This is a genomic window from Rufibacter glacialis (assembly GCF_008271745.1).
Lineage (GTDB): Bacteria > Bacteroidota > Bacteroidia > Cytophagales > Hymenobacteraceae > Nibribacter > Nibribacter glacialis.
Window position 1 is genome coordinate 531,315 of sequence record NZ_VKKZ01000019.1, and the last position, 20,359, is coordinate 551,673.

Annotated in this window: 18 protein-coding genes; 8 read left to right on the forward strand and 10 right to left on the reverse strand. The window is 53.2% G+C overall.

Going from position 1 to position 20,359, the window contains the following annotated elements; genetic code table 11:
* Positions 1-41 precede the first annotated feature (41 nt).
* The 3 genes from acs to FOE74_RS06845 form a co-directional block, all read right to left on the reverse strand.
* Positions 42-1,940, reverse strand: a complete 1,899-nt coding sequence (acs, locus tag FOE74_RS06835; RefSeq protein ID WP_149097844.1) for an acetate--CoA ligase — start codon at positions 1,938-1,940, stop codon at positions 42-44.
* A gap of 824 nt (positions 1,941-2,764) precedes the next feature.
* Entirely contained in the window at positions 2,765-4,336 is a 1,572-nt protein-coding gene (locus FOE74_RS06840; RefSeq protein ID WP_149097845.1) for a sodium:solute symporter family transporter, read from the reverse strand.
* A 39-nt stretch (positions 4,337-4,375) separates the two neighbouring features.
* Complete coding sequence (locus tag FOE74_RS06845; protein ID WP_149097846.1) at positions 4,376-4,684, reverse strand: DUF485 domain-containing protein; 309 nt, start codon at positions 4,682-4,684, stop codon at positions 4,376-4,378.
* A 294-nt stretch (positions 4,685-4,978) separates the two neighbouring features.
* On the opposite strand from FOE74_RS06845, the gene FOE74_RS06850 reads away from it, so the two are divergent.
* A complete protein-coding gene (locus FOE74_RS06850; protein ID WP_149097847.1) occupies positions 4,979-5,905 on the forward strand; it encodes a DUF3667 domain-containing protein in 927 nt (308 codons plus the stop codon).
* A gap of 123 nt (positions 5,906-6,028) precedes the next feature.
* Positions 6,029-6,628 carry a ribonuclease HII gene (locus tag FOE74_RS06855; protein WP_149097848.1) on the forward strand — a complete coding sequence of 200 codons (600 nt, stop codon included), beginning with the start codon at positions 6,029-6,031 and terminating at the stop codon, positions 6,626-6,628.
* Positions 6,629-6,747: 119 nt separating this feature from the next.
* Here FOE74_RS06855 and FOE74_RS06860 read toward each other — a convergent pair whose 3' ends face one another.
* The 3 genes from FOE74_RS06860 to FOE74_RS06870 all read right to left on the reverse strand — a co-directional run bounded on the left by FOE74_RS06860 (position 6,748) and on the right by FOE74_RS06870 (position 9,455).
* The gene (locus FOE74_RS06860) at positions 6,748-7,191 is read right to left on the reverse strand and encodes a response regulator (RefSeq protein ID WP_149097849.1); all 444 of its coding nucleotides are present in this window, start codon (positions 7,189-7,191) and stop codon (positions 6,748-6,750) included.
* A gap of 44 nt (positions 7,192-7,235) precedes the next feature.
* Complete coding sequence (locus tag FOE74_RS06865) at positions 7,236-8,729, reverse strand: sensor histidine kinase (protein ID WP_149097850.1); 1,494 nt, start codon at positions 8,727-8,729, stop codon at positions 7,236-7,238.
* A 111-nt stretch (positions 8,730-8,840) separates the two neighbouring features.
* Positions 8,841-9,455, reverse strand: coding sequence for a TetR family transcriptional regulator (locus FOE74_RS06870; RefSeq protein WP_149097851.1), 615 nt, complete (start codon positions 9,453-9,455; stop codon positions 8,841-8,843).
* 361 nt (positions 9,456-9,816) lie between these two features.
* On the opposite strand from FOE74_RS06870, the gene gcvT reads away from it, so the two are divergent.
* Both gcvT and FOE74_RS06880 read left to right on the forward strand, forming a co-directional pair.
* Entirely contained in the window at positions 9,817-10,911 is a 1,095-nt protein-coding gene (gcvT, locus tag FOE74_RS06875; RefSeq protein ID WP_149097852.1) for a glycine cleavage system aminomethyltransferase GcvT, read from the forward strand.
* Positions 10,912-11,171: 260 nt separating this feature from the next.
* Positions 11,172-11,879: a 2-phosphosulfolactate phosphatase gene (locus FOE74_RS06880; protein WP_149097853.1), complete on the forward strand. Its 708-nt coding sequence runs from the start codon at positions 11,172-11,174 to the stop codon at positions 11,877-11,879.
* Positions 11,880-12,013: 134 nt separating this feature from the next.
* On the opposite strand, the gene FOE74_RS06885 is transcribed toward FOE74_RS06880, so the two are convergent.
* The 4 genes from FOE74_RS06885 to dtd all read right to left on the reverse strand — a co-directional run bounded on the left by FOE74_RS06885 (position 12,014) and on the right by dtd (position 13,648).
* On the reverse strand, positions 12,014-12,340 hold the full coding sequence (locus FOE74_RS06885) for a nucleotide pyrophosphohydrolase (RefSeq protein WP_149097854.1): 327 nt from the start codon (positions 12,338-12,340) through the stop codon (positions 12,014-12,016).
* Positions 12,341-12,425: 85 nt separating this feature from the next.
* On the reverse strand, positions 12,426-12,881 hold the full coding sequence (locus FOE74_RS06890; RefSeq protein WP_149097855.1) for a DUF3368 domain-containing protein: 456 nt from the start codon (positions 12,879-12,881) through the stop codon (positions 12,426-12,428).
* Complete coding sequence (locus tag FOE74_RS06895) at positions 12,874-13,101, reverse strand: UPF0175 family protein (RefSeq protein ID WP_149097856.1); 228 nt, start codon at positions 13,099-13,101, stop codon at positions 12,874-12,876. Before FOE74_RS06895 ends, FOE74_RS06890 begins: the two co-directional genes overlap by 8 nt.
* A gap of 94 nt (positions 13,102-13,195) precedes the next feature.
* Positions 13,196-13,648 (reverse strand): D-aminoacyl-tRNA deacylase, encoded by a 453-nt coding sequence (dtd, locus tag FOE74_RS06900; RefSeq protein ID WP_149097857.1) that lies wholly within the window; start codon positions 13,646-13,648, stop codon positions 13,196-13,198.
* Positions 13,649-13,881: 233 nt separating this feature from the next.
* Between dtd and FOE74_RS06905 the strand changes: the two genes are divergently transcribed.
* The 4 genes from FOE74_RS06905 to FOE74_RS06920 all read left to right on the forward strand — a co-directional run bounded on the left by FOE74_RS06905 (position 13,882) and on the right by FOE74_RS06920 (position 20,357).
* A complete protein-coding gene (locus FOE74_RS06905; protein WP_149097858.1) occupies positions 13,882-16,587 on the forward strand; it encodes a hypothetical protein in 2,706 nt (901 codons plus the stop codon).
* Positions 16,588-16,826: 239 nt separating this feature from the next.
* A complete protein-coding gene (locus tag FOE74_RS06910) occupies positions 16,827-17,420 on the forward strand; it encodes a YceI family protein (protein ID WP_149097859.1) in 594 nt (197 codons plus the stop codon).
* Between the two features lie 502 nt (positions 17,421-17,922).
* Entirely contained in the window at positions 17,923-18,627 is a 705-nt protein-coding gene (locus tag FOE74_RS06915; RefSeq protein WP_149097860.1) for a TetR/AcrR family transcriptional regulator, read from the forward strand.
* Between the two features lie 5 nt (positions 18,628-18,632).
* The gene (locus FOE74_RS06920; protein ID WP_149097861.1) at positions 18,633-20,357 is read left to right on the forward strand and encodes a peptidase domain-containing ABC transporter; all 1,725 of its coding nucleotides are present in this window, start codon (positions 18,633-18,635) and stop codon (positions 20,355-20,357) included.
* Positions 20,358-20,359 lie beyond the last annotated feature (2 nt).

Here is a 20,359-nt window from a genome sequence, read left to right on the forward strand (position 1 = left end):
CCTTCTTTTTGGTTGGGAAGAAATAAGCCAAAAAAAGGGGCCTACAAGGCCCCTTTGATAATCTCATCTACAATGGGTGGGTCTAGCAAGGTGCTGGTATCCCCCAGGTTGGAGGTTTCCCCCTCGGCCACTTTCCGCAGAATGCGGCGCATGATTTTCCCTGACCGGGTCTTGGGCAGGCCACTCACAATCTGGATCTTGTCTGGCTTGGCTATTTTGCCTATCTGGTCTACCACCGTTTCAATCACCTCGGCCCGCAGGTGCTCAGGGCTTTGGGGGGCCTCATCACCGCAGACCACAAAGGCGTAGATGCCCTGGCCTTTCACGTCGTGCGGGTACCCTACCACGGCACTTTCCACTATGTGCTTGTTTTGGTTGATGGCGTTCTCAATTTCGGCGGTGCCGAAGCGGTGGCCCGATACGTTGATCACGTCATCTACCCGCCCAATAATGCGCCACAGGCCGTTGGCATCGCGCTTGGCGCCGTCACCGGTAAAGTACAGGTTCTTATAGGCACTGAAATAGCTTTGGCGGCACCGTTCGTGGTCGCCGTAGGTTGTCCTGATCATGCCGGGCCAAGGGAACTTCATGCACAGGTAGCCTTCCTGCTCGTTCTCGGTGATCTCTTCGCCGGCCTGGTCTATCAGAATGGGCTGCACACCCGGCAGCGGGAAGGCCGCATGTCCAGGTTTGGTAGGCGTCACGTTGGCCAGTGAACTGAGCATGATGCCGCCCGTCTCAGTTTGCCACCACGTATCCACCACCGGGCAACGCTCTTTGCCCACGTGGATGTGGTACCAATGCCAGGCCTCTTCGTTAATTGGTTCGCCCACTGAGCCCAGCACCTTCAAGGAATCCAGACTATAAGACAGTACATGGTCCAGGCCTGATGCCATCAACGACCTGATGGCCGTAGGAGCGGTGTAGAAGATGTTGACCCCGAACTTGTCTATCACCTGCCAGAAGCGGCCCGCATCTGGGAACGAAGGCACGCCTTCAAATAGGAGCGTGGTGGCCCCGGAAAGCAGCGGCCCATATAGCAGGTACGAGTGCCCGGTTACCCAGCCAATATCAGCGGTGCACCAGTAGATGTCGCTTTCTTCGTACTGGAACACGTTCCGGAAGGTGTAGTCTGTGTTGACCATATAGCCACCGCAGGTGTGCACCACGCCTTTGGGTTTGCCCGTGGAGCCGGAGGTGTAAAGTATGAAGAGCAGGTCTTCGGAATCCATTTCCTCTGCGGGGCAGTTTTTGTCTACGTGCTGAAGTTCTTCATGGTACCAGACGTCACGGCCTTCTACCATGTTCACGGCCCAGCCCACACGGTCTACCACCACCACTTTTTCCACGGTGGGGCAGGTCTCCAGGGCTTCGTCTACCACGCGTTTCACCGGTATCTGTTTAGGGCCACGGTTCAGGCCGTCTGAGGTAAGCACTACTTTGGCCTCAGCGTCATTGATGCGGTCGGCCATGGCGGTATGGGAGAAACCCGCGAAGATCACGGAATGGACGGCCCCAATGCGGGCGCAGGCCAGCACACTGAACGCCAGTTCCGGGATCATGGGCATGTAAATGCACACACGGTCGCCTTTCTTCACGCCGTTGCGCTTGAGGATATTGGCCATCTGGCACACTTTCTCATGCAATTCACGGTACGTGAACCGGATAAAGCGCTCTTTGGGGTCATTGGGCTCCCAGATCAACGCCAGTTTATTGCCGCGGGTGGCCAGGTGCCGGTCCAGGCAGTTCTCGGTGATGTTCAGTTTGCCGTTGACAAACCATTTCACCTTTGGTTCCTCAAAATTCCAGTCAAGTACCTGGTCCCACTTTTTGCGCCACGTGAAATTCTCGGCGATGCCAGCCCAGAATTCCTCTGGCTGTTCTACACTTCTCTGGTAGGTTTCCTGGTACTCTTCAAAAGATTTTATGCGGTAATCCATGTGTTTGTTAGGTGGGTTTGGAGGCCTAAATATAGAAGTTCTGCGGAAGGAGCCAAGATTTAAAGCTATCTATTCCGTTTTTACCGGGTTTTGGCGAAAACACCCCTTAAATAAGACCGCTTCGGCTAGGAAAAGTATAACGGTGTGGGTTATGGGGCCGGGCGGCCTTTGATGCCGTTGCCAAAATTTATGATGGCTTTTGAGTACCGCTTGGTGTTGTGGAGCATGCTTTTTGCCGTTGCTGACTGAATGAGCACATGCTTTATGCCGTTGCTGGCGTAGTGGTTGTCTGATGCGAGGCCCTTATGCTTTGTTGTTGCATGGCTGCCCTCTGTGCGCTCACGGCCGCGAGGCCCCGTCTTCCCCTCTCGCACTGCCCTTTCGGCCTGAAGGGTCTATTGCTCTTAGTTATCGTCTATCTAGGGCCAAAAGCGAGGCGCGCTCGGGAAAGACTGGAATGGGCAATGCGAGAGAAGTTAATAACAGAACATCGTAGAGACAATGGCACCGCCTTGTCTCTCACGCATTGCCATCTTTCGCTCCCCCGCAGGCCTTGTCTCTCACGCATTGCCATCTTTCGGTCCCCCGCAGGCCTTGTCTCCCACGCATTCCAGATATTCCCCCTTTGAAGGGGGCGAAGGGGAATGTTTACACTTTCTAATTACCCCTTCCCTTGGCTCGGTCTCCTGCCGGCAAACCGCCTACTCAAAGGACCTCGTAGTGTGCGCAGCTCCTACGAGTGTCTGTGCCTATTCCCTTTAAAACGCGTTTGGAGGCTACTTCCTGAAAAATAGCCTCCAAACACGTTTTGATAAGATCAAACCTTACTCGGCGCCCACCCCCAGGTAGGTGCGCAGTTTCTCCGACTCAAACTTGGCGGCGGCGGCGGGTTCAGGCTGCAGCAGGGAAACCACGATCCCCATCAGGAAGGCCCCGGACATGGAGACCAGCGCCGGGTTCTTGAGGGGGAAAATAGCCTCCTCGTAGCCCATGATGTCTACCATGATAGTAGGGCTCAACACAATCAGAACCAAAGACAGAATAGCGCCCGTGGCGATGCTCCAGACGGCACCCTTGGTAGTGAAGCGTTTCCAGATGATAGACATGAGCAGCGCCGGGAAGTTGGCGCTGGCAGCAATGGAGAAGGCCAGTCCCACCATAAAGGCCACATTCTGGCCCTTGAACACCAAGCCCAGCAAAATTGAAAGAATGCCCAGGGCCACGGTGGCGCGCCGGGCTACCTTCATCTCGCCTTTCTCGTCAGACACCCCCTTCTTGAACACGTGCACGTACAGGTCATGCGATATGCTGGAAGCCCCAGACAAAGTCAGGCCGGCCACCACGGCCAGGATCGTGGCGAAGGCCACCGCGGCAATAAAGCCCAGGAAGGCTGTACCGCCGGTTTGTTCGGCCAGTAAGAGAGCGGCCATGTTTCCGCCTTTGTCAATGGCCTCAATGGAAGGCTTGCCCACCAGTGCCATGGCCGAGAACCCGATCAAAAAGGTGAGCAGGTAAAAATACCCAATAAAGCCCGTGGCCACGAATACCGACTTGCGGGCAGCCTTGGCATCAGGCACGGTGTAGAAACGCATGAGGATGTGCGGCAAGCCGGCCGTGCCCAGCATGAGCGCCAAGCCTAAAGAAAGGGCGTCAAACGGGTTGGTGATATACCCGCCCGGCGACAGCATTTCCTGTCCGTAGGTGGTGCTGACGTTCTCCAGAAGGGCAGCCGGGCTAAAGCCGAATTTGGCCAGCGACAGCAGCACCAGTACCGTGGCTCCGCTCAACAGCAACACCGCCTTGATGATCTGGACCCAGGTAGTAGCAATCATGCCCCCAAACAAGACGTACAGCGTCATCACAATGCCCACTACCACCACGGCAATCTCGTATTCCAGCCCGAAAAGGGTTTTAATCAAGCCCCCGGCGCCCACCATCTGGGCAATGAGGTAAAAGGCGATCGTCATCAGGGAACCCACCGAGGAAACGATCCGGATGGGGCGTTGCCGCAGCCGGAACGCCACCACATCCGCGAAGGTGTACTTGCCCAGGTTCCGCAGGGGTTCGGCAATCAGGAACATGATGAGCGGCCAGCCCACCAGAAACCCGATGGAGTAGATGAGCCCGTCATACCCCTTGGTGGCCACCATGCCCGCAATGCCTAGGAAAGAGGCGGCGCTCATGTAATCACCGGCCAGGGCCAGGCCGTTCTGGAAGCCCGAGATACTGCGGCCCGCGGCATAGAATTCAGAGCCGGTTTTGGTTTTCTTAGCCGCCCAGTAGGTAATGTACAGGGTGACGGCCACAAACAGGAAGAACATGCCAATGGAAACCGGGTTGGCCGTACCCAACGAGGAGGTGGTGGGAGTGGCCTGAAGCAGGAGAGACAAGTACATGAAGCGTTTGTTGTAGGTTGGTGAGAGAAGGAGGAAGGACTAGGAGATTTTGTTTTTGAGATTTTCCACGGCGGTATCATAGTGGTTGTTCGCCCAGAAAACATAGATGCCTGTCAAAACCCAGGCAAACAGGATGATGCCCAAGCCAATGGGAATGGCCAGCGTGGTGTATTCCCCTATCCTGGTAGCCAGCACTTGTTTGTTGAAGGCCACCAGCAGCAGAAACCCAAAATAGACGATCAACATGGTGCAGGTGAGCACCAGCGAAACCGACCAGCGTTTTTTGACCAGTCTTTTGAAATCAGGGCTTTCCAGAATCTCATGGGGCGTTTGCAAAGGTTGGTTCATGGTGTTCTGTTGGTTAGTTCAGTTGATGTTGAAAGAGCGAATATTAGATTTTTTGGCTGCTGAATATAAGAATATAATCCTTGATGCCTCCTTTTGTGCCAAAAATTTGTGTGCAGGAGAAAGAAGGTAGCCGGATAAAAAGGTTTAGCAGGGTCTTGAAAGGCCTGCCAACGCTAAACGATTTGATAAAACAGAATTGGGAGGAACTAGGCAACAAATCCAATGAAGAGGAGAACAAGTCTTTAAAGAAAAGGAGTACCTTGCCTTCTCGTCTCTCCGTCAGAACCAAGAGGTATGTCGCACGTTGCCCAAAGAAAATTCACCCATTGTCCTAACTGCCAGTACACCTTTAAAGAAGTTGATAACTACTGCGCCAGGTGCGGACAGGAAAACCATGATTTCCGTTTACCGGCGGGACACCTGTTTCTGGAGCTGCTGGAGAATACCCTGCATTTTGACACCAAGTTTTTCACAACGGTAAAGTACCTGCTGTTGAAACCCGGCAAACTCACTGAGGAATTCATAGGGAACCGGCGCGCTTCTTATGTTCCCCCTTTTCGGTTGTATGTTTTCATCAGTTTCTTTTTCTTCCTCATCTTGTCTTTCGCGGTGGGGGGCTCAGAAAGCAGCGCTCCCGGTGAGCCGGGGGTTTTCTCTGGCCAAACCCTGGACGCCCATGGAAACAGGGTGCGCACCATGTTCTTCGGCCTTATTGTCTATGATCTGGAAGCTAAAAATGATAGAGCCGGTGGCCTTACCCAAGGGCAGCCAGAAAAGAAAGGTAAGTTTCACCAGTTCATGGAGCGGCAGGAGGCCAAGTGGTTGCAGAAAAGTGATGCCGAGGTAGACCAGAAGATCTTGAAAACCATCTCCATGCTTATGTTCTTCCTGATGCCACTGTTCGCCCTTATCCTGAAAGGGTTTCACCTAAGACAGAAGAAGTTTTACATAGAACACCTGATCTTTTCCATCCATGTACATTGCTTTGTCTTTATCCTTCTTTCCTTGGTCGCGCTTTTAGGGAACTGGCTGCAAGTGGAACTGCTGGTTAAGTTAGCTTTTGCCGTAATGTTTGTATATCTGTTCGTGGCCCTGCGACGGGTGTTCCATGAAAAGGTACTTACGGCTTTCATGAAAACCCTGTTGGTACATGCCACTTATTTGATGGTACTGGTGTTCTCGTTGGCTCTGGCGCTGTTCGTGAATTACACGCTCGCCTGATCTAGAGCATGAAAGTCCTTTGCCTGAGTTGTGGCAGGTAGGGGCAATTTGTTCAGGAAGGAAAAAGAATTTTTTGCCTTCTTTGCCTGTTTAGTAGTGAGAATTAATAAAAAGAGTGAATCCATGCTCATTGCGAACCATAGCGGAAAATTACTGGAGGTAGGCCTGGACGAAGCCGGCCGTGGGTGCCTGGCCGGGCCGGTGGTGGCCGGTGCCGTAGTGCTGCCCCAAGACTATTTTCACCCTTTGCTCACGGATTCAAAGTTACTGACTGCCAAGCAACGGGAGCAGCTGCGCGAAGAAATCTGCCGCGAAGCGCTCTTTTGGGCCGTGGCCGAGGTAAGTCCGCAGGAAATAGACGAAATCAACATCCTCAACGCCTCTTTTCTGGCCATGCACCGCGCTACAGACGGTCTGGCTATCTCGCCGGAATACCTGTTGGTAGATGGCAACCGGTTTACCCCTTACAAAGAGGTGCCACATGCTTGCATGGTCAAAGGTGACAGCCGGTTCTATAACATAGCAGCAGCTTCTGTGCTGGCCAAGACCCACCGAGACCAACTGATGCATGACCTGGCCAGCCATTTTCCGGCGTATAAGTGGGAGCAGAACGCCGGTTACCCCACCAAGGCCCATAGAACCGCTATCAGGGAGTACGGCGTCTCTCCCCACCACCGGCTTACGTTCCGGCTATTACCAGACCTGGCAGCCTTGGAACTCTAGTACCTGGTGACCAGGCCATGGGCGGGAAAGGAATGAAAAAGCCGCGAGGCGTTTTGGGGTTGTTTTGATAACAACGGTGCCAAAACGCCTCGCGGCTTTTTTAAATGGGGGCGGGTGCTTTATTGAGGTTTCAGTTTCAGGAGGTCTAAAAAGAGGCTGAAGCTGTCCAGACTGGAGGCGCCGTCGTTGAAAGTGTCAAAGGTGAGGGGTTTTACAATATAACCGCTTACCCGCAGGTTCTGGGCCGCATGGCGGTCAGAGTCCTCACTGGACGTGGTCATGATGAACACATTCATATGGGAAAGGAACGGGTCATGGCGCAGTTCCGTCAGGAACTCGATCCCGTTCATCTTGGGCATGTTGATATCTAGCAGGATGATGTTGGGCAATGGATCCAGTTTGGTCACACCTGGCTCTCCCCGAAGCATGGCCAGGGCCTCGCGTCCGTTTTTGGCTTTGTGAAGGGGCACCATTACCTTGATTTTCCTCAACTCCCGTTCCACACTCATGGCGTCAAGGTAATCGTCTTCCACTAACAAAATACTGGCTTGCGAATCACTCATAATTACTTGTTTAGGTACTGATCAAATTCAAAGATAAAAGGAAATCAGGCTTCAGCCAACTTAACCTTGGGCCAGGTGAAGGTGAAAGCGGAGCCTTTGCCTACCGTAGAGGTAACCTTGATGGTGCCTCCGTTGCGGGAAATGATCTTTTTCACAATGGCCAGGCCCACCCCGGTGCTTTCCACGGCATCACGCTCCTGTAAAGTCTGGAACAGCACGAAAATGCGGTCATGGTACTCTTCCTCAATACCGGGGCCGTCATCTGCCACGGAGAACTCATGCATGTCTTCGTGCTCTGCATAGGAAATCACCACGTTGCCCGTGGTGGCATGGTGGTACTTGATGGCGTTGCTGAGCAGGTTAGAAAAAACCTGTTGCAGTTCCACTTTGGCTGCCTCTACGTGGGGCAACCGCTCAGGGAGGTGGATTTCAAAGCCAGCAGGAGGGTTGATCATGTCAATGACCTCATGGAGCAGGGCCTGCACGTCTACCATTTCCTCTTTCAGGTGGGAACGCCCAATGCGGGCCAGGGCCAGAATACCGTTGATGAGGTTCTCCATGCGGTGCACCCGTACGCGCATCATCATGAGGTATTCCTGAATGTGCGAGGGCAGTTCTTTGCCCATGTCTTCCTCTACCCAGCGCGAGGCGTTCTCAATGCCGCGCAGCGGGGCCTTCAGGTCATGTGATACCACGTAGGCGAATTGGTCCAGTTCCTTGTTCTTGCTGTCCAGCTCCGTGAAGGTCTTGTCAATGGTGGAAGACATGCGATTAAGGGATTCTGAGAGGCGGGTGAGTTCGTCGTTGGCGTCATCTTCAATCTGGATTTTATACTCCCCGTAGGAGATCTGGTCTGCGAGGCTCACCATTTTCATGATGCGGCGCGAGATGAGGCGCGTGATGTAGTAGGCCCAGCCCAAACCCAGCAGCACCGAGAAAATAGTTAAGGTGGTAGAGATACGGCGGGTGTCTGCGATACTTTTCTCCAGGCGCCCTTTCCGTTTTTCCCGAACCTCATACTCAATGCTGTTGAAGGCCTTGAAATACACCCGCATCTGGTCAGTGATGCGTTTGCCTTCCTCGTTCAAGACCAGAAAACCATGTTCCAGGGCCGTGATGCCTCTGCTTTCTATGCCGTCTGCCACCTCTTTCCGTTTTTCTGAGATGAGGAGCTCGGCGAACTCGTTGCGCCATTTGTAGTGCAACGCTTCAATCTGTTTGATGCGGCGGAACTGCTCAGGCTTTTCCCGCATGTACTCCTTGAGCAGGTTGAACTGGCTGGGTAAAAGCTCATCTGCGGAGAAATAAGGCTCCAGGAACGTTTCATTGCCGGTTAAGAGAAAGCCCCGCATCCCCGTTTCCATGTCAATGAGGCTGCGTTGCAGCGAGGCCGAGGTACGGGTGATGTTCTGCGAGTCAGTGACGAAGTTGGAGTTGGCGATCACGTCTTCAGAAAGACGGTAGTTGACAATGGCCACTGAGGTGAACAGAAAGGAAATCAGAACAAAGCCGGCAAAGAGCTTGGTAGAGAGATTCATGTGGTGCGCGCTAAAGAGGGCAAAGGCTGCCGCTCTGGGTAAAGACAGAAACCGCTAATCTGGCCAATGTCATGGCAAGGCGGCTGGGCAAAAATAAGGGTTTCTCGGTATTTACCCTGATAAAGACTGGTGCGTAAATTCTTCCAGGTGCGCCTGGCCCAAAGGGGTGGCGCAGCCGCGTAAATAATAAATGACCACTATCTTGAACAATTCCTGGTACCCGTACCCCAAGGCGGGAAAGAGGTGGGGGTTCAGCAGCCCGTACAGTTGGTTGATGAAGAGGCGTACCACCATTTCCGGCGGAAGGTCTCTTTGCAGATAACCCAGTTCTATGCTTTTGGCCAGCAGCGGCTCCAGGTACTCTTGGGAGAGGGTGCGCATGAATACCTCCAGGCGGGCCCAGGACCGGGGATAGTACTGCCGCAGGTCCTGCACAAACTCAGGGCTGAACGAGTGGACCTCTTCCACGCTCAATTGCAGCAACTGTAAAAAAGCCTGTAGCGGGTGTTCCGCCTCCTGCATGACTAAGTCCACCTCTGCCTGGCGCACCAAAAGAGAATGGTGGATGCAGAGCTGAACCAGTTCCTTTTTGGTAGCCGCCAGGCCCTGTAAGGTTCCCCGCGAGATTTCCAGGGTCTCCAGCAACTCCTCAAGAGACACTTCCTGAATGCCGCGTCGCTCAAAGATTACCAAAGCCTCATCCAGAATGGTCTCCTTAAAATTCATATCAGGCTGCGTAATGGTAAAATCGCCCCAGTCCTTGCCCGCCTTTTTAGCCCGGCCTGAAACTAAAAGACCAACGCCTTCATAGGAAAAGAGGCAAGGGAAGTGCAAACTGCTGAATACGGCAGAATCTTTAGCTGAGTTTTTAACCGAGCCAAGGTAAAATTGAAGTGTTAGAAGAAAGTTTCCGTATTGGCCCAAGTAGTACCGGGCAACTACAACAGGCTCGCCACTGGCAGGTACCAGGTACACCTTAAAAACAGGGCGGGGCAAAGCCAGGGCGCAGGCGAATAGGTTTAGAAAGCCACTTGAATTTCCTACTTTTGCCTTTCTTACACCTGATTTCCAAAATAACTGTTTTTATATGGAATTAAAGAAAATAGCCCTGAATGACGTGCATGAGGCCTTAGGCGCGAAGATGGTGCCTTTTGCCGGCTATAACATGCCCGTGCGCTACAGTTCAGATTTGGAGGAGCACCACACCGTTAGAAAAGCCGTGGGCATATTTGACGTGTCGCATATGGGCGAGTTTCTGGTTTCCGGCCCCAAAGCCCTGGACCTGATCCAGCGCGTGACCACCAATGACGCTTCTAAGTTAACTCCCGGTAAGATCCAGTATTCGTGCCTGCCCAATAACGAGGGCGGTATTGTAGATGACCTGTTGGTGTATTGCCTGGCCCCTGAGGAGTACATGCTGGTGGTGAATGCCTCTAACATTGAAAAAGACTGGAACTGGATCAGCCAGTTCAACACCGAAGGCGCGGAGCTCAAGAACATCTCTGATGACCTGTCTCTGTTTGCCGTGCAAGGCCCTAAAGCCGCTGATGCCCTGCAAAGCCTGACACCGGTTGACTTGAAAGACATGGTGTACTACACCTTTGACAAAGGCACCTTCGCGGGCCAGCCAGACGTGATCATCTCGGCCACCGGCTACACCGGCGCAGGCGGATTTGAAATCTACGTGCCCAATGAAAGCGCCAAAGAAGTGTTCCAGAAGATCATGGAAGGCGGCGCCGAATTCGGCATCAAACCTATTGGACTGGGTGCCCGCGATACGCTTCGTCTGGAGATGGGCTACTGCCTCTACGGCAATGACATCACGGATACCACCTCTCCGTTTGAGGCGGGTCTGGGCTGGATCACCAAGTTCAACAAAGACTTCACCAATGCCCAGAACCTGAAAGCCCAGAAAGAGCAAGGCGTGAGCCGCAAGCTGATTGGGTTTGAGATGATGGAGCAAGGCATTCCGCGCAGCCACTATGAGATTGTGAACGCAGAGGGCGCCACCATTGGCGAGGTCACCTCCGGCACCATGTCTCCTTCATTGGGCAAAGGCGTTGGCTTGGGCTATCTGCAGAACGAGTACACAGCCCCCGGCACTGATATCTTCATCAAAGTACGGAACAAGCAACTCAAAGCCCAGGTGGTGAAACCGCCGTTTTACAAACCAACCGTTTAAAAAGTTCTGAGTCAATGCAAAGAGTCCTGAGTCTTGAGTTCTGAGTCTTGAGTTAGAATACGCAAGGCCAACAGATTTCAGAACCTAGTCTGGCGTTTGCCGGCTGTTTTCCAAAAACAGCCGGCAAACGCTTACTTTTTAGACCAACTCATAAGACTAACTCCCTGTTTTTTTCATACCTCCAAGACATTCACCTACCCCAAGACTCTTGACTCCTACCTTAACTCAGGACTCAGAACTCAAGACTCAGAACTCTTTTTATGCCTTCAATAGACGTTTGCTTCAGCCCGGCGCTGTTGCCTTTGTATGATTTAACCGGAAAGATTGCCGTGGCGGTAGATGTGCTGCGCGCTACTTCCAGCATGGTGACCGCTTTGTCCCATGGCATTACCCATATTGCGCCCGTCAGTGAACTGGAAGCCTGCCGCGCGTACCGTGACCAAGGCTATCTGGTGGCCGCCGAGCGCGACGGAGTCAAAGCCGAGGGATTTGACCTGGGCAACTCGCCGTTTCATTACCTGGAAGAAGACCGCACCGGCCGCCTGCTGGCCATCACCACCACCAATGGCACCCAGGCTATCCGCTTGTCAAGCGGGGCAGATGAGGTGCTGGTGGGCGCGTTCCTGAACGTGGGCGCCGTAGCAGATTATGTGCGCCGGGCCGGAAAAGACGTGGTGGTGGTCTGCGCGGGTTGGAAAGGAGTATTTAACCTGGAAGATACCCTGTTTGCCGGGTGCCTGGCTGAACGGCTGGCAGGGGATTTCACCCTGAACCATGACGCCACGCTGGCGGCCTACCATTTGTACCAAACCGCCAAAGCCGATATGCTGGGTTTCCTGTCCCAGTCTTCGCACGTGCAGCGCCTGGAACGGTTGCACATCCAGAAAGACATTGAATTCTGCCTGCAGGAAGACACCTACACCGTGGTGCCCGTGCTCAAAGGCGATTTCCTGGTACCGGCAGAGTAGTCAAGCCCTGGTAGCAAAAGGCAATCCCGTTTGGGAGGTGTTTTCACAGAAACGCCTCCCAAACGGGATTGTTATTTTTAGGTGGCTTACTCATTAGGTCAGAAGAAGCAGGCCATTTCTCTTGGTTTTCGGGCTTACCTCAGTTTGGGGTTGTTCTGGTGGCGGTCTTTGTCGCGGGAGGTGCGTTTCTCCATCCCTTTGGCAAAGGCCTCGGTGAGGTTGACGCCCGTCTGGTTCGCCAGCGCGATGAGCACAAACAACACATCGGCCATCTCAGCCCCCAGGTCCACGTCCTCGTCGCTTTTCTTGAACGACTGGTCGCCGTACCGGCGGGCAATGATGCGGGCTACTTCGCCCACTTCCTCGGTGAGAATGGCCAGGTTGGTCAGCTCAGAGAAATACCGCACGCCCACGTCTTTGATCCAGGTGTCTACGGTCTGTTGGGCTTCTTCTAGGGTCATGTTTTAATGGGCTAATTTGGAAATGTGCTAATGGGGTAATGAAAAATATTTAAGTGATTTAAATCTGGTTAGATGTAGACGTGACTTACTCACCTACCATGGACAGGATTTTCCTGATTATATTTTCTGATATTCTAAAGTTGGTCTGCTGCACTTGATTTAGAACTGGTGAAAGCTTTCCTATGTGTCCCTGCTGCTTGGCCTTAACTAAAATTCCCAAGCTGCCAGTTATTTTCAGGTCAAGCGATTTGGCGACTTTCCTTGCTTTCAAGTCATCAAGTGCTAGCAATGGGTGGGGCAAATCGAAAGCCAGAGCGATGGCGCTTGATTCCCCTTTTCCTAACACCTGCGCTAGCGTTTGTTGAAGTGCCTTGTTATCTGGTTCTTTTATTTGTGTCCAATCAGGTAAGGCTTCCCCAAATTCTTCTGCAATCTCAGGGGTAACATAGATGCTGGAGTAGCAATCCCTAAGTAACGCCAGTCTCTTTATCTTTGAGAAAAGGATTAAGCAACTTGTATCACAAATGACCAGATCAGGCATTGGCTATGTCTGATAAAAGGTCTTCGTCTGATTTACTGAATAGAGAAAACCCATACCTACCCATTACCTCTATGAAAGCTCTTTTGGAAAGTCCGGTTAATTCAGCGGCTTGCCCCAGGGAGAGTTTTTCTCTTTCATACAATTCCCCGGCTAAAAGGATTTTCAGTTCGAGTTCGTTTATATCCAAACTCTCTGGCAATGTTAAGCTTACTGTCCGCATAGTTGATTATTGTTATAAACTCACCTTTAAGCATAACCGGTTGTTAGCGTCTTTTGTTGCTTTGGCGTAGGCCCAACAACTACTAATCACCACGCTACTCACGGTTTTGCGAGTCAATGGTGATGGTGACCGGGCCATCGTTCACCAAGGCCATCTTCATGTCGGCGCCGAAGGTACCGGTGGGCACGGGTTTCCCCAGTTCTTTTTCCAAAACCTGGTGAAACTGCTCGTACAGCGGAATGGCCACGGCGGGCGGGGCGGCGTTGATGTAGGAGGGGCGGTTGCCTTTCTTGGTGAGGGCGTAGAGCGTGAACTGACTGATGAGCAGAATGCCGCCGGCCACGTCCTGCACACTCAGGTTCATCTTGTCCTCGGCATCAGAGAAAATCCGGAGCTGCACCAGCTTTTTGGCGGTCCAGGAAAGGTCTTCGGGGGTATCAGTGGCGGTGAAACCGGCCAGCACCAGCAGGCCTTGCTCTATTTGTCCGGTAACGGTTCCTTCAATGGTCACAGATGCCTGAGACACCCGCTGGATCACTACGCGCATACATCAAAAATTAGGAAGAAAGAGCTATCGCTGATGGAGGAGGGTTTTCAGGAAAAGAGGTTCAAAACCCATTCCCTCCTTCCTTCAATCACTCCTCCACTCACTCAGAAAGAGGGCAAGATAAAAAGAAAAGCGGCACCCGGAGCCGTTTATGGCACATTCTTCAAATTCTAGACCCAGAACGCTGAAGCGGTGGTTTTTCCGTTATTTTTGTGCTTCCTAACCCTTCAAGGATGCCGAAAAAGACGATTTACTGGCTGTGCGGTGTTTTAGTGCTCATGGCGCTGGGCTTCTATGGGTTTTCTAAATGGACGGAGGCCCGCGAGAAGGTGAGCCTCTGGACGTTGGTTCCAGACGATGCCGTTTTTGTAGTGGAAACGAACAACGCCCCCCGGTTCCTGGATCACCTGCGGCAAACGGATCTTTGGTCTACGGTGTCACAGATACCTTATGTGCTGCGGTTAGATGACCAGATAGCGCTGCTGGATAGCCTTTCCACCGGCCGTTCCCCTTTGCGCAGCTTCCTGGCCAAGAAAAACGTGCTTCTCTCGCTGCACGTGCTGGGCCGCTCAGAATATGATTTGATTTATTACGTGCCCGTGAACACCGTGGCCCAACACCGCTACATCCGTACGCTGGTGGAGAACCTGGGCAAGACCGGCGAGTACCGCCAGGAAATCCGCGACTACCAGGGCTTCCAGGTCACGGACATCACCCACCAGACCTCCAACGACAACCTTTCCTATTTCAGTTACCACAACAACCTGGTGATAAGCCAAAGCCCGGTGCTGGTGGAAGAGGTGATCAGGAAGATCAACCGCGGGCAGCTGGAGTCGCCGGCCAAGGAGTACAAGAACACGAACTACCTGAGCCAGCCTGATGTGTACGCCAACGTATTCATCAACTACCAGCAACTCCCCGATTTACTGGGTGTTTTCCTGAAAAAGGACCTGCAAGACGATGTCAACCTGCTCAGCAGCCTTTGCCGCAGCAGCCTGCTGGAACTCAAGCTGGACAACAACCGGCTTTTCCTGAATGGCTTCTCTTACCCAGAAACGATGGAGGGGTCTTTGTACAGCCGCCTCAAGGGGCAACCCGCCCGGCCGTTCCACCTGCGGGAGGTGATTCCGTTGCGGGCGGCGGTGGTGCTGCACATGGGCTTGGACAAGATGAACACCCTGCGCAAAGAGCCCGGCACCACCCAGAACTCCTACCTTGATTCGCTCTCCGGTTCCTTTGCCGGTGAGCTGGGTTTGTGCTACCTGGAGGCCTATGACACCAAGACCAGCCCTGAGAAAATCCTGTTCGCGCAGACGGCTAATCCTAAATTGACCCAGCAGATGCTGAACCGCCTGCAACCCGGCCAGACCGCAGGCACCCAGGAAAAGCACGGCCAGAACATCATCCGGTTGCTGACCGCCCGTGAACTGCCGCAACAACTGTTTGGGGAGCTCTTCAAAGGCTTTGAGCAAACCTACTACACCACCTTGGGCAATTATGTCCTGTTCACCGATGACGTGGCCACCATGCGCGCCTTGCTCACTGAAGTAGAGGAAGGCAAGGTCTGGGGCAAGTCGGCGGCACTGGAACCGCTGCTCCATGAGTCGCAGCAGGAAGACAACGTGGGCCTGTTCATCAATACCAGCCACGCCTGGAACCTGCTGTTGCGGTCCATGAGCCCCCAGAAGCAGGGTAGCCTGGTCAGGAACAGCAGCATTGTGAAGAAATTCAACTTTTTGAGTGTGCAGTTCAGCGCGGCCAAGGACCAGTATTACACCAGCATCGTGCTGCGGCACCAGGAGGAATCGTCGGTGAAGACGGTGATTGCGCGGCAAGGCATCCGGCGCGAGGAACGGTTTGACTTCAAGAGCCGGCTTATTTCGCCCCCGTTCCTGACCCGCTTCCCCGTGGACAACAGTGATGAGGTGGTGGTACAGGACTCCGCGCTGGTGCTCTACGGCATTGGGGCAGAGCAGGGGCGCCGCAACTGGACCGATACCCTTGCTGCCCGCGTGGTGGGACCGGTGCAACAGCTTCGCCATGGCGCAGACAAGCGCCTCAAATATTTCTTTGCCACGTCCAACAAGATCCACTGCCTGGATAAAAACGGGAACGAGGAAGAGAACTTCCCCTTCACGCTGGGTGATTCGCTGCGGCTGCAACGCCTGACCGTGTTTGACTATGACAAAACCGGCGACTACCGCCTGGTAGCGGATGATAACCTAGGCAACGTCTTTATCCTGGACACGCAGGGGAACATGCAGTCCGGTTGGTCGCCCATGCGCTTGGATGGCCGTCTGGCCGCCCCGCCCCAGCACGTGAAGGTGAACGGCCGCAATGTGTTGCTCATGGTGCTGGAGAACGGGTTCATCCACGCCTTCGGGACCCAGGGCGAGCCCTATCCCGGTTTCCCCATCAACCTGAATGCCAACCTCCGGTCGGGGCTTTTCCCTAAGTTGGGCATCTCGTTCCGGCGCTCCGTTTTTACCACCGTTACCCAAAACGGGGAGGTAATCACCTTTGACCTGACCGGCGAGATCACCAAGCGGGAGCAACTGCTGCGCCCAGATCGGCGCAGTACTTTTCAGCTGGTGCCAGAGGCGGGCGGCAAATCTTATATCATTGCCCGCACAGACCCAGGCCGGGTAGCCTTGTTTGGGCAAGACGGGAAGCTTCTGCTAGACCGAAGGTTTGTCACTTCCTCGGCTAAGGAAGTGCAGTATTTCCATTTCGGGGGAGACCGCAAGCTGTACGTGATCTGGGAGGCTGGGCCCCGCAAGGCCTACCTGTTTGATGTGCATGCCAAGCCGCTGGGGGAGGACCCCATCCAAACCAGTTTCCCGGTGGAGGTGCGCTATAATGAGGTGCAGAACCAGTTCTCTATTTTCTCCACCCATCACCAAACCCTGAAGAAGACCCTGGTGCAGGGGCGCGATTGATCTCTCTGCCTGTCCAACCCCAGCGGCAGGCCTTGCTTATGGGATAAGGAACTCTCTGGAACTGAAAGGAAGATCTAACAAAAGGAGGGCGAAAACAAGGTTTAGCCTGCTTGGAGCCAGCTTTTTAGGTATAGGGGAGCCCGCACCAAAAAAAAAGAGATAAATTTTTCTGGTGGATATATGTATATACATTAATTGTTTATACATTTGCATCAGTTAAACATTACCTCACAAAGAAAATGAAAGTAAGAAACACCGTATTAGCCGCGCTGGTAGCGCTGGTTACATTCGCCTTCGCCGGAAAAGGCGTTGACTACAAAGTGGTAAAAGACCAGTCTAAAGTAAACTGGAGAGGCACCAAAGTAACTGGTGAGCACGCGGGGGCCATCAACATAGCCGATGGCAAACTGACCAGCGATGGCAAGAACATCTTGGGTGGAACCTTCACTATTGACATGAGCTCCATCACAGTTACTGACATCACCGATCCTAAAGCAAACGGAGATCTGGTAGGTCACCTGAAGTCAGATGATTTCTTCGGAACTGCCAAATACCCTACTTCTACCTTGGTATTGACCAAAGTAACGCCTACCAAAACCAAGGGCCAGTACCTGGTGAATGGTGACCTGACCATCAAAGGCATCAAGAAACCGATTTCTTTCCCTGCTACCATCACGCATGCGGGCAACCAGATCAAAGCCAAAGCTTTGGTGAAAGTAGACAGAACCAAATATGACATCAAATACGGTTCCGGTAGCTTCTTTGACAACCTGGGTGACAAAGCCATCAACAACGAATTCGATCTGAATATCAATTTAGTAGCTCAGAAATAAGCTTTCCTTTTTCATAGTGATTTGTCCTGCAGACGGCCTGAAAGCTGTTTGCAGGACATTTTGTTTTAAGGGTTTCTGGGTTCTAAAATCCTGCCAGGGTTTAACGCGCTGGGCTAATGGGTGCCTCTGGTTTTCAGCCTGTTTTTTGAGAATCGTACTATTTCTGGTTCCTGGTCTTTGCCACCTAGGTTCCTGTTTCTCCCTTATGGCTCCATTGCGGTGTTACCTCCCTTATGATCCTTAGAGAGGTTTTTTTCAGTTTTTGTCACTAGTAGGGTAGAGGAGACGCTTAGCAATGAAGGTGGCGGCGCATCCCGTGGTGGCAGTGAGATTTCCCTTGCCTTTTAGACCCTGATAATAACCAGTTGGGTTTTGAGGCTATTTTTTCAAAAAACCTCCTTTTTCTGAACTTTAGTAACAGTATCTGTATTGTGTGCAATAGTATTACTATTAACTTTGATGGTAATAGTATTTATCCTCCACCGGGAGTTTATCAAAGCCCATGAGCACGACCATAAAGATCCAGTTAAACGAAAAGCTATTCCTGCGCGATCCAGAGCAGACCGAGTTAGGGCGGACCATCTTCAAGGAAAGCATCCGGTTGATAGATGACCTGGGTTTTGAGCACTTCACCTTTAAAAAGCTGGCCCAGCAGATCTCCTCCACGGAGGCCTCCATTTACCGGTATTTTGAAAACAAGCATAAGTTGCTGCTGTACCTGGTGTCATGGTACTGGAACTGGCTGGATTACCGCATCAGCTACCAAACCCACAACGTCTCAGATGCCACCCAAAAGCTGAAGACCTTCATCGCCATTTTGGCGGAGCATGAAATGGCCAAGCCCTTGGGTACTGACATAGACGTAAATGCGTTGGGGCGCATTGTGATCATGGAAGCTTCCAAGGCTTACCTTACCAAAGAGGTGGACAGCAATAACCAGGACGGGCTGTTCCAGGACTATAAAAACCTGTGCCACAAGATGGCTTTGGTGGTGTTGGAGGTAAACCCTCGTTATCCTTTTCCGCATGCCCTGGTGAGCACCCTCTTTGAGACCGCCCGCAAACAAATGTTCTTTGCCCAGCACCTGCCTTCCCTCACCGAGGTGAAAGTAGCCGGCCACGGGCACAACAGCCTCGCTGATTTCCTGAACCACCTGGCATTCACATTGGTTGGCCATGTGCCGGAAACCCTTGAAACTACCCGTTGAATTGTATGGCTACTGATAAAACAACTGCCCCCACTCCCTTCCAGCGCCTGCTGGAGTTGCTTGGCTCTGAGCGGAAGGTGATTACCTACATCTACCTGTATGCTATTTTCTCTGGGCTGGTGAGCCTGTCCCTGCCCTTGGGCATCCAGAGCCTTATTGGCTTTGTCTCCGGCGGGCAACTGGTGACCTCCGTCTCCGTCCTGATTTTCTTCATTGTGCTGGGTGTGGTGATCGTGGGCGGCCTGCAGGTGATGCAGCTTTCGTTGGTGGAGCATATCCAGCAGCGCATCTTCGCTACCAAGGCTTTCCAGTTTACCACCCATCTCACCAAAATAAAGGGGAATCAGCTGGCGGCCCATAACCTGCCCGAGATGATGAACCGATTCTTTGACGTGGTTTCCCTGCAGAAAGGGCTGGCGAAGATCCTCACTGATTTCTCGGCGGCGGCCATCCAGATCGTTTTCGGGCTGATCCTGCTCTCGTTCTACCATTCCTACTTCATCTTCTTTGGGCTAGTGCTGATGGCGCTGCTGGTGCTCATGTTGCGGCTTACCAGCCCCAAGGGCATGCGGACCAGCCTGGAGGAGTCAAAATATAAATACCGCCTGGTGCATTGGCTCGAAGAGATGGCGCGCAGTATTCCGGTTTTCAAATCGGCCTCGCATGAGAAGCTTTCCCTGACCAAGACAGATGCCTACACCAGCGGATACCTAAAAGCCAGAGACGCCCACTTCAAGGTCCTGATCTCGCAGTACATCGGTTTTGTGGGGTTCAAGACCGTGATCACGGCCGGGCTGCTGCTGCTGGGTAGCCTGCTGCTGGTAAACCGGGAGATCAACCTGGGCCAGTTTGTAGCCTCAGAGATCATCATCATCCTTATCATCAACGCCGTAGAGAAGCTGCTGGTCAAGCTGGATGTGGTGTATGATGTGCTCACCAGCCTGGAGAAACTTGGAGGCGTGACGGATCTGCCCATGGAAGAAAACCGGGATCAGGCCCAGGTGGCGCCCACCTTCGCCCAAGGGGTGACCCTGCAGGTGCGGGACTTGGCCTTTAGGTACGCAGGTTCCGCGAAACCTGCCTTGCAAGGGGTGAACCTGAGCGTGGGGGCTGGGGAGAAGGTGGGGCTGGCGGGTGCCGAGGAAGCCGGCCGGTCTACTTTGCTGCAGGTGCTGGCGGGCATTCTGCCTGAGTATGAAGGCACCGTTGTCGTCAACGGCTTGTCTTTGCGGGACTATAACCCCGAGGCCCTGCAAGAGCAGATAGGCTTTTACCTGCTGCCCAGCTTCCTGTTTGAGGGTTCCATTCTGGAGAACATCACCATGGGGCAGCCTGAGGTGAACCTGGAAGGCGTGTTGTGGGCTTTGGAGGCCGTGGAGCTGTCTGATTACGTGCACGCGCAGCCGGAGGGGCTCTACACCCTGCTCCGCAGCCATTCCCCCAACATTCCGGCGGGTATCTCCCAGCGCCTGGCCCTGGCCCGCAGCATTGCCCGCCGACCTAAACTGTTGCTGCTGGATAATTTTCTACCGGCGGTGAACAAGGCCTTGCGGGAGCGCATTGGCCGCCGTCTGCTGGCGGCGGAAATGCCTTGGACGGTGGTGGTTCTTTCCCAGGATCCGGCCATTCTGCGGCTTTGCCACCGGGTGGTGTTGCTGGAAAATGGCCAGGTGCAGCGGGAAGTGGCAGGAAAAGAAGTAACGGTAGAAGAATTACACTTTCTGGTATAAAA

What these genes read in the sequence shown, in the direction of transcription:
- FOE74_RS06845 (WP_149097846.1), bottom strand. Translation starts at nt 4,684, where the DNA reads ATGAACCAACCTTTGCAAACGCCCCATGAGATTCTGGAAAGCCCTGAT.
- dtd (WP_149097857.1), bottom strand. Translation starts at nt 13,648, where the DNA reads ATGCGCGTAGTGATCCAGCGGGTGTCTCAGGCATCTGTGACCATTGAA.
- FOE74_RS06860 (WP_149097849.1), bottom strand. Translation starts at nt 7,191, where the DNA reads ATGAGTGATTCGCAAGCCAGTATTTTGTTAGTGGAAGACGATTACCTT.
- FOE74_RS06890 (WP_149097855.1), bottom strand. Translation starts at nt 12,881, where the DNA reads ATGCCTGATCTGGTCATTTGTGATACAAGTTGCTTAATCCTTTTCTCA.
- FOE74_RS06895 (WP_149097856.1), bottom strand. Translation starts at nt 13,101, where the DNA reads ATGCGGACAGTAAGCTTAACATTGCCAGAGAGTTTGGATATAAACGAA.
- FOE74_RS06850 (WP_149097847.1), top strand. Translation starts at nt 4,979, where the DNA reads ATGTCGCACGTTGCCCAAAGAAAATTCACCCATTGTCCTAACTGCCAG.
- gcvT (WP_149097852.1), top strand. Translation starts at nt 9,817, where the DNA reads ATGGAATTAAAGAAAATAGCCCTGAATGACGTGCATGAGGCCTTAGGC.
- FOE74_RS06865 (WP_149097850.1), bottom strand. Translation starts at nt 8,729, where the DNA reads ATGAATCTCTCTACCAAGCTCTTTGCCGGCTTTGTTCTGATTTCCTTT.
- FOE74_RS06855 (WP_149097848.1), top strand. Translation starts at nt 6,029, where the DNA reads ATGCTCATTGCGAACCATAGCGGAAAATTACTGGAGGTAGGCCTGGAC.
- acs (WP_149097844.1), bottom strand. Translation starts at nt 1,940, where the DNA reads ATGGATTACCGCATAAAATCTTTTGAAGAGTACCAGGAAACCTACCAG.
- FOE74_RS06920 (WP_149097861.1), top strand. Translation starts at nt 18,633, where the DNA reads ATGGCTACTGATAAAACAACTGCCCCCACTCCCTTCCAGCGCCTGCTG.
- FOE74_RS06885 (WP_149097854.1), bottom strand. Translation starts at nt 12,340, where the DNA reads ATGACCCTAGAAGAAGCCCAACAGACCGTAGACACCTGGATCAAAGAC.
- FOE74_RS06870 (WP_149097851.1), bottom strand. Translation starts at nt 9,455, where the DNA reads ATGAATTTTAAGGAGACCATTCTGGATGAGGCTTTGGTAATCTTTGAG.
- FOE74_RS06905 (WP_149097858.1), top strand. Translation starts at nt 13,882, where the DNA reads ATGCCGAAAAAGACGATTTACTGGCTGTGCGGTGTTTTAGTGCTCATG.
- FOE74_RS06915 (WP_149097860.1), top strand. Translation starts at nt 17,923, where the DNA reads ATGAGCACGACCATAAAGATCCAGTTAAACGAAAAGCTATTCCTGCGC.
- FOE74_RS06910 (WP_149097859.1), top strand. Translation starts at nt 16,827, where the DNA reads ATGAAAGTAAGAAACACCGTATTAGCCGCGCTGGTAGCGCTGGTTACA.
- FOE74_RS06880 (WP_149097853.1), top strand. Translation starts at nt 11,172, where the DNA reads ATGCCTTCAATAGACGTTTGCTTCAGCCCGGCGCTGTTGCCTTTGTAT.
- FOE74_RS06840 (WP_149097845.1), bottom strand. Translation starts at nt 4,336, where the DNA reads ATGTACTTGTCTCTCCTGCTTCAGGCCACTCCCACCACCTCCTCGTTG.